Below are 12,790 nucleotides of genomic sequence, written 5' to 3'. Positions count from 1 at the left end.
TCAGGCGGCGAAGCGTCCGGCATCGGAACCATAATGGTTGACATAGCGCGGGTTGATCTCGCCAACCGGCAAGACGACGAGAATGTCCGTCGTGTTGAAGGCAACATCCGCCACCGCCGCGCGCGATGTGCGGGCCCCGAGCCTCAGATAGCCCTTGATCAGCGGCGGCATGGTGTTGATCGCGGCGCGTGGCATGATGGCTTCGGGCGGCATCATGTCCATTCCCACGCCAAGTCCATCGATCGGTTTGACGTCCCAAATCCCCTCGGCCGCTGCGTTGTGGTACAGAAATGACAGCGCCAGCGCATGTGCGTGCGGTCGGGCTCCGGGAAAGGAGGCGCAGCCGAACATTGCGTCGATTCCGTGCGCCAGCGCATAGGCCCAATTGCCCTGCCACAACAGTTCGATGGTCCGTCGTGTGCGATAGGCCGGCAGCACGCAGGACCGGCCGAGTTCCATGAAACGCTTGCCGGGCTGTCGCCGCATCATTGCCGCGACGTCATATTCGCTTTGCGAGTAAAAGCCTGCATGGCGTGCCGCCACATCCTGCCGCAGCAGTCGGTAGGTCCCGACGATCTGGTCTTCGACGGCGCCTTCAATCCCAGTGTCGATAACCAGGAGATGGTCGCAATAGCTGTCGACATGATCGCAATCCCGGCGCGCGCGCATGGCGGCCGCCGGCAATACAGCGCCCATTTCCTCGACGAACACCTTGTAGCGGAGCGCCTGCGCGGCGGCGATCTCGCGCCTGGAAATGGCCCTGCGTACCTCCAGTGCGCCGATCCGCCCGAGCAGCGAGATTTCGCGGCGCGACAACAGGGAGGGGTTCAAGGCGGTGAAGCGATGCGAATTTTCGGTCGCCGGGTTCATGTCGGTCAGCCTCAATGGTTGGACATGGCGTGCATTAACCAGAAGTCTAAGACAACCGCGTGACAAAGTCTCCCGGCAGGTCTTAGGGGTCTATGAAAACTGGATAGCTACTGAGGTTCGCCGGTGTTCGCCGGTCACGCTTCCCGCGCACTGCGACCGCGCGCCGCGGTCATGCCCACCAGCGAACGCAGCCAGTCGGGATCCACCGGCTTTTCCGCGTGGCCATCGGCACCGGCTGCCAGAAGACTGTCGCGCCGATCAGCCTGGCCATCGCCGCTGAGAACGATCACCGGCAGCCGTTGCAGCCGTTCGGCAGATTCCACGGCGCGGATCTCGGCAATTGCTGATTCGCCGTCAAGTTTCGGCATCGACAGATCGGTAATGACCAGATCATAGCGGCAGCGTCCGTCGGGCCGCTCCAGCGCCAGATCGACCAGTTCGCGGCCATTCTCGACAAGGCTCACCCGGTGGCCTTCGCGCGCCAGCATGGTCCGCACCACCAGGGCGTTGACCGGATCATCTTCGGCCAGAAGGATATCGAAGGTCGGCGTGTCCGATGGTCGAAGCAGGGACGGAGTGGAAATCGCTCCGTCGAGGCGGCTGCGCTCGCCGCGGTCGTCGCGGCGATTCAGCACATCGACGAGGGACGCGGCGCGGATCGGCCGCACCAGCCATTTGCTTGCCGCCAGTTCCGGCGACAGGCGCAATTCACGATCATCCTCCGGCGCGATGATCAGGGTTGTCTCTGCGCTCGCTCCAGCCAGCGCCACGAGCCGCGCCATCAATTCGGGCTCGCTTCTGGCCAGACGCCGGTCGATGATCAGATCGGTTAGCGCTCCCGCTGTTGCGGGCGCAGCGTCATCGTTGCAAGCGGTCAGCGATTGCAACGCGGCCAGCGCCGTCTCTTCGTCGCCGGCATAGAGCGCCGTGCCGCCAAGTTCGCTGATCGAGCGCAGCAAGGTCTGCGCCACAGGACCATCGGGTGCCAGGACCAGGGCGCGCCGTTCGCTGAGCGCGCCGGTGGCAAAGTCCTCGTCGCGCGACGGGCACTCGGCGCTGAGCGGCACAGTAAAGGTAAAGCAGCTGCCTGCGCCGCTTTCGCTGTCTACTGCGATGCTGCCCCCCATTGCTGCAACGATTCGCGCCGATATCGACAGGCCGAGCCCGGCGCCGGTCTGCTCGTGATCGCCATCGGTCTCGACGCGTTCGAATTCCTCGAACACCCTTTGCTGATCGGTCTCCCGCAAGCCGGCACCGCTGTCGTGCACGCAAATTGCCAGCATTGCGCCACGCCGCTCGGCCTCGACCAGGATGCCGCCTTGTTCGGTGAATTTGATCGCATTGCCGATCAGATTGAACAGCACCTGCTTCAGCCGTCCGGCATCGCTGTGAATCGTCGCCGGCACATCGAAATCCACATGCGCGGCGATTTCCAGGCCCTTTGCATGCGCCTGCGCTGCCATCAGTTCGCAACTTGACTGCACCAGATCGCGGACCGAACATTCGCCATTGCGCAATTCGAACCGTCCCGCCTCGATGGCGCTGACATCGAGCAGATCCTCGATCAGGTGCAGAAGGGCCCGGCCGCTCTCGCGTACGCTTTCGAGGTAGCTTTCCTGTTCCGCGGTCACCGCCGTCTGACTGAGCAGATGCGTCATGCCGAGAATACCGTTCAGCGGTGTGCGCACCTCGTGGCTGACGGTCGCCAGATAACGCGTCTTGGCCTCGTTTGCTGCCTCGGCCTTGCTGCGTGCTGCCGCCACCAAAGCATCGGCCTGCCTCTCGCTGGTGATGTCACGGCCGGTAACATGGGTGATCAGCGCGCCGCTGCTCCCAGACCGGCAGGACGATTTTCGGATCGCCCAAAGGCGCTCCTTGCCGCCGCCGCCGGTGCGCGCTTCCAGCCCGTTCGCGGTGTCCTGAAGGATCAACCCGAGATCGGCCAGCCGGAAGCCTTGAACGTCGCCCTCGGCGCTGCACGCTTCGCGCAAAGTGTGGTTGACAGCAATGAGCCTGCCGCTTTCGTCGAGGGCTGCGAACATGTCGCCAAGAGCATCAAACAAATCAGCCATCTGTGCTGTGGCTTCGCCGGCCTCCCAGCGCGCGTCCAGTTGCTCTTCCTCGATGTGAGGTTGCGCATATGCGCCGAGCGCCACCCGGCCGCGGCCCGCGCGTAACGCCTGCTGAAATGCGTATAGGCCGATCACACCGCCGGCGATCGCCACCAGCCACGGCGTTTCAAAGGCAATGGCTGCAGCGGCAACGGTGAGCAGCGCCGCGGCCAGGACGAGTTCCCGGGATCCGCTATTTTGCGACCTACGGCTAAGCTTGCTCCGATCCGCAGCAGCTGCGCGTCCGCTGGCAGCAGAATCCGCCAGCCCGCCGCGGGTTGCGGCGCCGGACGCCGGCGAGGGCGGTGGCAGATCCTTTAATTGTTGCGCTTTGACTGGCATGAGAAGAGCCTAGCAGGCGCCGGTCAAGAAAGATTTCAGCCGATACATCGCATTTTAGGGAAACGGCTCACCTGGCGTGAACCGCAATGCTCAATCCGCTTCAGCTCTCACCAGGCGCGTCATCGCCATTGTCTGCGCTGCGCCCTCCGGCCCGGCTGCGCTGCCAGGCCATCAGTTCTTCGAGGATGATCAGCGCGGCGCCAATCGTGATGAACGCATCCGCCAGGTTGAACACGGCAAACGACCACCGTCCGGCATGAACGAGGACATAGTCGATCACATAGCCATGCAGAACACGGTCAATCAGATTGCCGATGGCGCCGCCGATGATGAATGCAAAACCCAGATGCGCGAGCGTTCGCGCCTTGCTGGTCTGGGCTTTGAGGACCAGAACGAAGCCGACGACGACAACCGACAAGATGATAAGGCCGAGATCGCCAAATCCGGACAACAGCGAGAAGGCGATGCCCTCATTATAGGTGCGGTACCAGGCGAGGAACGGCAGGACCGGGACCACTTGGTGGAGCGGCAGGGAGGCTTCCACGAGCGCCTTGATCGCCTGATCAAGGATGACGGCCAATGCAACGAGGGTGGAAAACCCTGCCCAACCGCTAAGCCGCTTCATCGGGACACATCCGCCTCGGTCACGTCGAGCGACAGGAGATGGCGCCGCGCTTCAAATATCATAAGTCCCGTTGCAATGGCCAGATTGAGCGAATCCGCGCGCCCGGCTTGCGGAATGCGCGCCAGGCGGTCGCAGGCCCGGGCCAGTCCCTCGGGCAGCCCCGCCTGCTCGTTGCCCATCAGCAGAACCTGCGGCCTGCCGGCATAGTCGATGCTCCGGTAATCACTGCTGCCGGCCAGATGGCTGCCCACCAGCTGGGCGCCGCTTGTGCGATGCCAGGCGAGCAGCTCCGCGGCTGAAGCCCGACTGAGGGACACTGCGAAAATCGAACCCATCGTTGCCCGAACCGCCTCCATCGAGAAGGGATCGACCGTTTCGCCAACCAGCACGATGCGCCTTACGCCTGCCGCATCGGCGGTGCGGACGATCGTGCCGAGATTGCCCGGGTCGCGCACCCGGTCGAGCGCCACCCAGGTGTCGTTTGCACCCATTTCTGCCGCATCAAGCGGACTATATTGCTGGTCGAACACCCCGATGACCGCCTGCGGATTGTCGCGGCGGGTGATCGCCGTCAGCACTTTCTCGCTCACCTCGAGTACCAGTCCGCCGCGCGCCACGGTCTTCGCGGCGATCGCCTCCACCTGTGGCTGACCCCGCAGCGCCTTGGCATAGATCAGAGTGCGGATCTGCCAGCCAAGCTCCAGCGCATCGATCACGAGTTTCCGCCCTTCGGCGAGAAACGTGCCGGTCTCGTCCCGGCGTTTCTTCTGGGCCAGGGCGCGGATGTCCTTGATGACCGGATTGGCGAGGCTGGTGATCTCCTTGACCTGGCCGACGCGTTGTCTTTTGTGGTTCTCAGCCATGATACTCAGCCATCAGGGGTCCATCGGGAAAAAAGCGAGGTCGACAGGGTGCGCGCCTCCTGCGGTCCTGCCTCGGCCTCGCGGAGCACGAGTTCGCCGGATTCCACCAGGCCGCCGGCGCCGCGCATTGTCTCGCGCATCAGCTCATGAATCGAATAGAACGAGGCGCGGATCGAATAGGCCGTCAGCACCAGGCCAATCGGCCGCGGCGTCAGCAGCGCGCGGCACAGATCAAGCATCAGCGGCAGATGATCGAAGAGCTGCCAGACCTCTCCATTCGGGCCACGCCCGAACTTTGGAGGGTCGGTCAGGATCAGATCGTAGTGATGTCCGCGCCGCTCTTCGCGCAGGAGAAATTTCATCGCATCGTCGCAAATCCAGCGGATCGGCTTGCGGTCCAGCCCGGCCAAAGCCTGGTTCTCGCGTGCCCAGCCAATCGCTTTCTTCGACGCATCCACATGCGTGACTTCAGCGCCGGCTTGCGCGCCAATCAGCGTGGCAACACCCGTATAGCCGAAAAGGTTGAGCACGCGCACCGGTCCCTGCCGGGTGCGGATCTGCTCGGCCATATAGCGCCAATGCGCCAGTTGTTCGGGAAAAACGCCGACATGGCGGAAGGAGGTCAGCCGCCCCCAGAAATCGACGCCCATCAGGTTCATCGGCCAGGTCTCGCCAAGCGGCTCTCGGCCGAACGCCCAGCGTCCGGCACCATCCTCGTCCGTATTGCCGGTGAAAGTCGCATCGGCAAGCGCCCATTCCGTTTCGCCGCGCCGACGCGGCCACAGCGCCTGTGCCTCCGGCCGCACGACGGTCAGGCTACCGTAACGCTCGAGCTTTTCCGCATCGCCGGAATCGAGCAATTCGTAGCCCGGATCGGCGCCCGTCTCGAGGATCAGCGGAACGTGTTCGGCCGGCAATGCACCGGCGTGGCGGCGCAACGGGCGAGCCGGATGCGCGAGCGAAGCGGAGTCGTCGCCCGTCGTTGTCACCCTGACACCGGTCGCCTTGGCGCCAGTAGCCTTGGCGCCGGTCGCTTTGGCAGCAGTGCCGCGCGGCGTCGGCCGGATCTTGCCCGCTGCCTTTACAGATGTCGGACCCTTGCCTTGCGGCTTGCCGCGTGGTTTGGCACGCGAGCGACCGGAAGCGCCGACATTCGCGCCTCCCGTCTGCCCCCCTTTTTGCCGTTTTCTGCTTGCCACACGAGACCTGTTCGGATTGTTCTTGCACGGCCCGATCGAACCGTTATGTGTCAGCACATAGCAATCCGCCATGTCATTGGCAAAGCGGATTCCGGGCGAAGCTGGCAGAAGGAGGTATGACGATGGAAATGCTGGGTGAGGAACGCATCGACGCGCCGCGCCAGAAGGTCTGGGAAGCGCTCAACGACCCGGAGGTTCTTCGGCAGTGCATCCCCGGGTGTCAGTCGCTTGAAAAGATCTCAGAAAACGAGATGACGGCCGCGGTGAAGATCAAGATAGGTCCGGTCTCGGCAGCCTTCAAAGGCCATGTCACGCTCGAGAATATCGACGCCCCCAACAGCTACACCATCGTCGGCGAAGGCAAGGGTGGCATTGCCGGCTTCGCCAAGGGTGGCGCCGACGTCAACTTGATCGACGAGGGAGCGCAGACGCTGTTGACTTACGACGTCAAGGCCCAGGTCGGCGGCAAACTGGCGCAAATGGGCTCGCGGCTGATCGATTCGACCTCGAAGAAATTGGCCGGCCAGTTCTTTACCCGCTTCAACGAAATCGTCAGCGACAACGCCGGCGCCTGAGTGCCGGTCTGCCGCGCGGCCTTAATGGCTGCGGGCGGGGATGGCCGGCAGATCACCCGGCTGATGCTCTGGCGCCTGATCGGCTTTCAGCTTGTCGGCTTCGCGGTGCCATTTCACCGCTTCGCGCTTGTTGCGCCGCGCCCGTGACCGGTAGCGGCCCTGCCGGAACCAGGTCGCCAGCGATCCGAGCACCATTCCAAGCATCAGGGCTGCGAAAAGAAAGACGAAGAAGGGAGCGGCCACCGAGAGCACTTGGTCGCTCGGATCGAACGGGTTGAGCGCCAAAGTCACGGTCTGCCGATTGGTCACCGAGAGCGTGATCAGCACAACAGCAAGCGGAATAAGGATTATCAGGCTGAGAATACGTTTGATCATGGCGCGCCGTGTTCCTGTCGCTCGTTCTGTCAAAGACAATGTTGCCGGTGCACAGTGACACCGCCAATCAAGCTGTTGTTCAATCTAGTGCCGTTCCACCGTTCTTCCAGCGCCCCTGCGTGGCCCTGTCGAGGCGTGCGGGTGCGACGGGCAGGCGGGTTCAAGCGTCGGGGCTGTCGGGGTTGAGCCGCTCGCGCAATTCCTTGCCGGTCTTGAAGAATGGCACCCATTTTTCTTCCACGAAAACCGGCTCGCCAGTACGTGGATTGCGGCCCGACCGCGGCGGCCGGTTTTTCACGGAAAAGGCTCCGAACCCCCGCAGCTCGACGCGATTGCCATCCGCCAACGCCTCTGTGATCTCGTCGAGCACGGCATTGACGATATTTTCGACATCGCGGTGGTAGAGATGTGGGTTGCGTGCCGCAACGGCCTGAACCAGTTCCGATTTGATCATGTTTGGCCTCCCGTGCCCCTTTTGTGCCGAGCCCTTACACTGACGGGTTCGATCCCCTGCCTCTAGCCCTAGGGCGACGGCGCGCCAGCCTGCCAATTTGACACCAGACCGTCAAGGAACAACTTGCCGCCCCCGAGACGGTCAATTTCATCGCTGATCGAAACGATGGGTGCATTGCGCCGCACCAAGGCCTGAACCCCGGCCAGTATCTCTGGCAGCACGCCGAAGGAGCGCTCGCCCCGCGGCTTCCAGTCAACGAATTCCAGCTCCGCATCAATCTCCCGGCTTGTCAGATAGGCGCGAATGGCGGCTTCGCCGCCCAGCGCATCGACCAGACCGTTTTCAAGCGATTGGCGCCCGGTGTAGATCGAGCCGTCGGCCAGGCGCAGCACCTCGTCACGCGGCATGCCGCGCCGTTCGGCGACCAGATCAACGAACCAGTCATAGCTGTCCATCACCATGGCGCGGATCATCGCTTCGGCGGCCGGGCTGGCGGGATGAAAGGGGGAGGGTTCGGCTTTCAGCGGCGCCGATTTGATCTCTTTCAGTTCGACACCGATCTTGTCCATCAATTCGCTGACCTGCGGATACTGGAACAACACGCCGATCGAGCCGACGATGGAGGTTTCGCCGGCAACGATATGATCTGCTGCCGCCGCGATCATGTAGCCCGCCGAAGCGGCCAGGCTGCGCACATCGGCCACCACCGGCTTGCTGGCCCGCGCCGCCTCGATGGCGCGATAGATCCGTTCGCCGCCGTAGGTTGTGCCGCCCGGCGTCGATAACGAGACAACGATGGCTTTGACGGCATCGCTTGCCGCTGCCTTCTCGATCGTGGCGAGCAGCTTCGTGTCGTCGGTCACCACGCCGGAGATGCTGATGCGGGCAATGTGAGCACCGGCCGACCGTCCTGGCAGCGACCACCACAGTGTGGCGCCGATCGCCAGCACGGCGACGAGGATCGCCGCCGCCCTCCAGAAGCCGAGCTTGCGGCGCAGCCGGCGCCGGTCGATCAGGGAATCAGCATCCATCTTCTGTCCTTTCATTGCCGCCGTATTGGCACGCGGAAATCGTCAAATCCATCGCCCAGTGCTGCAAATTGCTAGCCCGCCTTAAGGCGGGTCGATGGCAGGCGGCGCGCACTTCCCGCGAGCTTCGTCTGGTGTTTACCGCAAAAACACCATATTGAAATGAAAATTGAAGACTTTCCGGTTACTGTCGCGCTCAAGGGGCGTGGCATGCGGGTGAGCCGAGACGGGGATGCTTTGTGCCCATGCCGATCTTGGAACAGCCAGGCCGCTGCATCTTGGCGAACAGCGTTCCGTGTCGTCCAGGTTCGTGTCGAACAGAGCATTTGCAACCGAGCACTGGACGCCAGGCGTCATGAAGGGTTTTCGACTGAATGCCGCGAGTGAATCACCCATGAGTACCGGAGTGCACGCCGCCGCAGCGGTTGCGGGCGCGTCGGAACGCTCAGACCGGCAGTACCGCAAGGCGCTGCGCCACTCGCGGACAGTAGGGCGGTTGAAGATTTTGTTGCCGATGCTCTCGGCTTTGCTGATTGCCGGTTTTTTTGCAGTGTCATGGCTGGCCAACCAGGTGCCCGACGGTGTCACGGTCACGGCAACCGCGATCGAGGACGGTAAGCTGGTGATGTACCGCCCGACCCTGACCGGAGAGAACGGCAGGAACCAGGCCTACGAGCTGCGCGCTGCCCGGGCCGTCCAGGATCTGACGACGCCGGATATCTTTGCGCTGCAGGAGATCGTGGCGCGGGTTCCGATCGCCGACGACCAGTTCGCCAGCCTGACGGCGCAAAGCGGAACGGTCGACCGCGAAGCCGAGACCCTGCGCTTCGACCAGCCTTTTCGGGTCGAGACAGATGACGGTATGACAGCGGATCTGCAGGCCGCTGTTATCGACATTGCTGCCGGCGAGGTTGCCAGCGACGGGCCGGTGGAAATCAGGACCTCGCAAGTTCGCGTTGATGCGGAGTCAATGCGCCTCCTGGACAAGGGCGGAACTATCATTTTCGAGCACAAGGTGCGCATGACGATCGATCCCAAGGCGCTCGACAGAGGCAGTGAAAAGGACACGACAACAAAATGAGATGGATACAAGATTTTCGCGAAGGCCCGATCGCGGCCGGGTCCGGTGCTTTGCACGCTAGCGGTCGGCGCCTGTCGGTGGCTTGTCTGGCGGCGGCTTGTCTGGCGGCGGCTCTCATTGCCTTGCCCGCGCTGCCGGCCATGGCGCAAAGCTCGAGCACCAGCATGCCGGGACTGGCCATTTCCAATGACCAGCCGATCCAGATCGAGAGTGACAAGCTGGAGATCAAGGAAGCTGAAAAGAAGGCGGTATTCACCGGCAACGTCAAGGTCAGCCAAGGCGACACGCTGCTGCAATCGGGTGCGATGACGGTGTTTTACAAGGGCGGTACGGGCGGCGCGATGTCCTCCGGCGGCGCGGACATTGACCGCATCGAAGTGTCCGACAAAGTGCTGCTGAAGACCGAGACCCAGACCGCCAGCGCCGACCGCGGCCATTTTGACATGGCCCGTGAAATTGCCGTTCTCGAGGGCGAAAAGGTCGTGTTGACCCAGGGCGACAACATTTTCATCGGGTGCCGCATGACCGTGAACATGCGCTCCAGCGAGGCGCGCCTCGAGAGTTGCGGTGGCCGCGTGCGAATTCAACTTGATCCGAAATCCCGTCCGCAACAGTGAAGATCATGAATATTGCTGCCCTCATCCCGGGGACGAAGAAACGGCGAGCGCCGCAGCTGGCGACCAGCCGCTACAAGGGCACTTTGATCGCCCGCAATCTGGTCAAGAGCTACAAGTCCCGCCGGGTTGTCGATGGTGTGTCGATCGGCGTGCGTCGTGGCGAGGCCGTCGGTCTCCTCGGCCCGAACGGAGCCGGCAAGACCACCTGCTTTTACATGATTACCGGTCTCGTGCCGGTCGATGCCGGAACCATCGAGATCGACGGCAATGATGTAACTGGCCTTCCCATGTACCGGCGATCCCGCCTCGGGGTGGGATATCTGCCGCAGGAAGCCTCGATCTTTCGCGGCCTGACGGTCGAGCAGAATATCCGTGCGGTTCTCGAGGTGGTCGAGCCGAAGGCGGCACAACGCACCGCCAAGCTCAACGATCTGCTTGAGGAATTTCACATCGCGCATCTGCGCAGTGCGGCCTCGATCTCCTTGTCGGGCGGCGAGCGACGGCGCCTGGAAATCGCCAGGGCCCTCGCGTCGGATCCCACTTTCATGCTTCTCGACGAGCCGTTTGCCGGGGTCGATCCCATTGCCGTTTCCGATATTCAGAATCTCGTGCGCCATCTCACGCGTCGCGGCATCGGCGTTTTGATCACCGATCACAACGTGCGCGAGACGCTCGGCCTGATCGACCGCGCCTATATCATCCATCAGGGCCATGTTCTGACCCACGGGCGACCTCAGGAGATTGTCGCCCACAGCGATGTGCGCAAACTCTATCTCGGTGAGCAGTTCTCGCTGTGAATGGCAGCCGTCCCTGAGACACCTTTTGGTCGGATCATCATGAGGCGAGGAGTGCTCTCGCTTGACGCAAAAATCAAAACAAGCAAGGATCGGGCCACATCAATGGCTGTCACCCGGTGAAGGAACCTGGCGGCACGGCCATGAGTCGCTTCGCGTGAGGCGGATGCAATTTTACGGAGTATATGCGTCTGATGGCTTTGTCGGCAAACCTGCAATTGCGTCAGAGCCAATCCTTGGTCATGACGCCGCAATTGATGCAATCAATCCGGTTGCTGCAGTTCGGTCATGCCCAGTTGCAGAGTTTCATCGAACAGGAGGTCGAGCGCAATCCGCTGCTGGAGCTGGCTGAGGGCGGCTCGGACGGCGAACCGGCTGGCAAAGGTTTCGATGGCCCGCTCACAACCGAGTTGCAACAGGAGCGCGCGCACAGCGACAAAGGGCCCGACGGACTGCCCGATGGGCGTGACGAGCGGGCAGAATCGCCGCTCGACATCGACCTCGGCAATGTCTTCCCCGATGAAACGTCTTCGATCGAGGCGCCGCAACTCGTCGCCAGTTGGAAGTCAATGCCGGGCGCCTCCTCGAACCGGGCAGCCGGCGAACCGGACATGGACCATTTTGCGGCCGCTTCGCCCAGCCTGCGTGACATTGTCGGAGAACAGATTGTCTTTGCCTTTTCGGATGATCGCGATCGCCTGATCGCCAGTGAACTTGCCGATCACCTCGACGCGGCAGGCTATCTCGACGGAAACCCGCTGGAAATTGCCCTGCGCCTTGGCGTTGCGCCGGCGCGGGTCGACGACGTGTTGCTGCGCTTGCAGGAGCTTGATCCGCCAGGCCTTTTCGCGCGATCCCTGTCGGACTGCCTGAGACTGCAGCTGCAGCGCAAGAACCGCCTTGACCCGGCCATGGAAACGCTGCTCGAGCATCTGGATTTGCTGGCCCGGCGCGATTTCACCGCTCTTTCCCGCCTCTGCGGGGTCGGTGAAGATGATTTGCTCGACATGCTGGCGGAAATTCGTGCGCTCGATCCCAAGCCCGGCAGCCGGTATGAAACCGGCCAGAGCGTGCTCGTTGTACCGGAAGTGATCGTTCGCGCTGCCGGGGATGGAAGCTGGGCCGTTGAACTCAACCCCGACGCATTGCCGCGCGTTCTTGTGGACCACGCCTATTGCGCCCGCGTGTCTGCCCACCTCTCGCCCGCCGACAAGGAGCGGGATTTTCTCAATGAATGCCTGCAGACTGCCAATTGGCTGACCCGCGCCCTCGATCAGCGTGCCCGCACCATCATCAAGGTGGCCAGTGAGATCGTCCGGCACCAGGACGCCTTCCTGCTGCATGGCATCGACCGGTTGCGGCCGCTGAACCTGAAGACGGTCGCCGAAGCGATCGGCATGCACGAATCCACCGTCAGCCGGGTCACCTCCAACAAATTCATGATGACGCCGCGTGGGCTGTTCGAGCTGAAATATTTCTTTACCGCCGCCATTGCTTCGCATGACGAGGGCGGCGAGACGCATTCGGCCGCGGCCGTACGCCATCGCATCCGCACGCTTGTAGATGCCGAGGACCCCTTCGCGGTCCTTTCCGACGATGACCTGGTCCGGCGCCTCAAGGAAGACGGAATCGCCATCGCCCGGCGCACGGTTGCCAAGTATCGCGACGCCTTGTCGATCCCCTCTTCGGTGCAGCGGCGCCGCGAGAAACGAGCCAGAGCGCGGGCAGCATCGGCCATAAATAGCTGAAAGTATTACGAGAACCCGCCATATTGTGGCTTAGCTTGACATATCGGGGTGGCGCGCGTAGAAGCTTGGCCGCTCCGGCGGGATGACGCGCCGGAAAGAAATTCCGAA

At 62.7% G+C, this 12,790-nt stretch carries 13 protein-coding genes; 5 read left to right on the top strand and 8 right to left on the bottom strand.

Annotated features, from left to right (window positions below; genetic code table 11):
- From olsB to KY465_RS09930, 5 genes are all read right to left on the bottom strand, one after another.
- The gene (gene olsB / locus KY465_RS09950; RefSeq protein ID WP_219201498.1) at positions 1 to 870 is read right to left on the bottom strand and encodes a l-ornithine N(alpha)-acyltransferase; all 870 of its coding nucleotides are present in this window, start codon (positions 868 to 870) and stop codon (positions 1 to 3) included.
- 134 nt (positions 871 to 1,004) lie between these two features.
- A complete protein-coding gene (locus tag KY465_RS09945) occupies positions 1,005 to 3,323 on the bottom strand; it encodes a hybrid sensor histidine kinase/response regulator (protein WP_219201497.1) in 2,319 nt (772 codons plus the stop codon).
- Positions 3,324 to 3,423: 100 nt separating this feature from the next.
- On the bottom strand, positions 3,424 to 3,948 hold the full coding sequence (gene lspA, locus KY465_RS09940; protein WP_219201496.1) for a signal peptidase II: 525 nt from the start codon (positions 3,946 to 3,948) through the stop codon (positions 3,424 to 3,426).
- Positions 3,945 to 4,811, bottom strand: coding sequence for a TrmH family RNA methyltransferase (locus KY465_RS09935; protein WP_219201495.1), 867 nt, complete (start codon positions 4,809 to 4,811; stop codon positions 3,945 to 3,947). The genes lspA and KY465_RS09935 overlap by 4 nt, the downstream gene beginning before the upstream one ends.
- Before the next feature lie 5 nt (positions 4,812 to 4,816).
- Entirely contained in the window at positions 4,817 to 6,010 is a 1,194-nt protein-coding gene (locus KY465_RS09930; RefSeq protein ID WP_346432620.1) for a class I SAM-dependent methyltransferase, read from the bottom strand.
- A gap of 122 nt (positions 6,011 to 6,132) precedes the next feature.
- Between KY465_RS09930 and KY465_RS09925 the strand changes: the two genes are divergently transcribed.
- Positions 6,133 to 6,585: an SRPBCC family protein gene (locus tag KY465_RS09925; RefSeq protein ID WP_219201493.1), complete on the top strand. Its 453-nt coding sequence runs from the start codon at positions 6,133 to 6,135 to the stop codon at positions 6,583 to 6,585.
- A gap of 21 nt (positions 6,586 to 6,606) precedes the next feature.
- On the opposite strand, the gene KY465_RS09920 is transcribed toward KY465_RS09925, so the two are convergent.
- The 3 genes from KY465_RS09920 to sppA form a co-directional block, all read right to left on the bottom strand.
- Positions 6,607 to 6,960 (bottom strand): LapA family protein, encoded by a 354-nt coding sequence (locus KY465_RS09920; RefSeq protein WP_219201492.1) that lies wholly within the window; start codon positions 6,958 to 6,960, stop codon positions 6,607 to 6,609.
- Between the two features lie 160 nt (positions 6,961 to 7,120).
- Positions 7,121 to 7,414, bottom strand: a complete 294-nt coding sequence (locus KY465_RS09915; protein ID WP_219201491.1) for an integration host factor subunit beta — start codon at positions 7,412 to 7,414, stop codon at positions 7,121 to 7,123.
- Positions 7,415 to 7,482: 68 nt separating this feature from the next.
- Entirely contained in the window at positions 7,483 to 8,445 is a 963-nt protein-coding gene (gene sppA / locus KY465_RS09910; protein ID WP_219201490.1) for a signal peptide peptidase SppA, read from the bottom strand.
- A 391-nt stretch (positions 8,446 to 8,836) separates the two neighbouring features.
- Between sppA and lptC the strand changes: the two genes are divergently transcribed.
- The 4 genes from lptC (at position 8,837) to rpoN (ending at position 12,682) form a co-directional block, all read left to right on the top strand.
- Positions 8,837 to 9,523 carry an LPS export ABC transporter periplasmic protein LptC gene (lptC, locus tag KY465_RS09905; protein WP_219201489.1) on the top strand — a complete coding sequence of 229 codons (687 nt, stop codon included), beginning with the start codon at positions 8,837 to 8,839 and terminating at the stop codon, positions 9,521 to 9,523.
- Positions 9,520 to 10,140, top strand: a complete 621-nt coding sequence (locus KY465_RS09900) for an LptA/OstA family protein (RefSeq protein WP_219201488.1) — start codon at positions 9,520 to 9,522, stop codon at positions 10,138 to 10,140. Before lptC ends, KY465_RS09900 begins: the two co-directional genes overlap by 4 nt.
- Positions 10,141 to 10,145: 5 nt before the next feature.
- Positions 10,146 to 10,937, top strand: a complete 792-nt coding sequence (gene lptB, locus KY465_RS09895; RefSeq protein WP_219201487.1) for an LPS export ABC transporter ATP-binding protein — start codon at positions 10,146 to 10,148, stop codon at positions 10,935 to 10,937.
- A gap of 191 nt (positions 10,938 to 11,128) precedes the next feature.
- Positions 11,129 to 12,682: an RNA polymerase factor sigma-54 gene (gene rpoN / locus KY465_RS09890; RefSeq protein ID WP_219201486.1), complete on the top strand. Its 1,554-nt coding sequence runs from the start codon at positions 11,129 to 11,131 to the stop codon at positions 12,680 to 12,682.
- Positions 12,683 to 12,790 lie beyond the last annotated feature (108 nt).

It is taken from the genome of Neohoeflea coraliihabitans (genome assembly GCF_019334345.1).
Taxonomy (GTDB): domain Bacteria; phylum Pseudomonadota; class Alphaproteobacteria; order Rhizobiales; family Rhizobiaceae; genus Pseudohoeflea; species Pseudohoeflea coraliihabitans.
The sequence above is the reverse complement of the archived record's forward strand: the minus strand, read 5'-3'. Positions and strand labels throughout refer to the sequence as shown.

What these genes read in the sequence shown, in the direction of transcription:
- lptB (WP_219201487.1), top strand. Translation starts at nt 10,146, where the DNA reads ATGAATATTGCTGCCCTCATCCCGGGGACGAAGAAACGGCGAGCGCCG.
- KY465_RS09935 (WP_219201495.1), bottom strand. Translation starts at nt 4,811, where the DNA reads ATGGCTGAGAACCACAAAAGACAACGCGTCGGCCAGGTCAAGGAGATC.
- KY465_RS09900 (WP_219201488.1), top strand. Translation starts at nt 9,520, where the DNA reads ATGAGATGGATACAAGATTTTCGCGAAGGCCCGATCGCGGCCGGGTCC.
- rpoN (WP_219201486.1), top strand. Translation starts at nt 11,129, where the DNA reads ATGGCTTTGTCGGCAAACCTGCAATTGCGTCAGAGCCAATCCTTGGTC.
- KY465_RS09915 (WP_219201491.1), bottom strand. Translation starts at nt 7,414, where the DNA reads ATGATCAAATCGGAACTGGTTCAGGCCGTTGCGGCACGCAACCCACAT.
- KY465_RS09925 (WP_219201493.1), top strand. Translation starts at nt 6,133, where the DNA reads ATGGAAATGCTGGGTGAGGAACGCATCGACGCGCCGCGCCAGAAGGTC.
- KY465_RS09945 (WP_219201497.1), bottom strand. Translation starts at nt 3,323, where the DNA reads ATGCCAGTCAAAGCGCAACAATTAAAGGATCTGCCACCGCCCTCGCCG.
- sppA (WP_219201490.1), bottom strand. Translation starts at nt 8,445, where the DNA reads ATGGATGCTGATTCCCTGATCGACCGGCGCCGGCTGCGCCGCAAGCTC.
- KY465_RS09920 (WP_219201492.1), bottom strand. Translation starts at nt 6,960, where the DNA reads ATGATCAAACGTATTCTCAGCCTGATAATCCTTATTCCGCTTGCTGTT.
- lspA (WP_219201496.1), bottom strand. Translation starts at nt 3,948, where the DNA reads ATGAAGCGGCTTAGCGGTTGGGCAGGGTTTTCCACCCTCGTTGCATTG.
- olsB (WP_219201498.1), bottom strand. Translation starts at nt 870, where the DNA reads ATGAACCCGGCGACCGAAAATTCGCATCGCTTCACCGCCTTGAACCCC.
- lptC (WP_219201489.1), top strand. Translation starts at nt 8,837, where the DNA reads ATGAGTACCGGAGTGCACGCCGCCGCAGCGGTTGCGGGCGCGTCGGAA.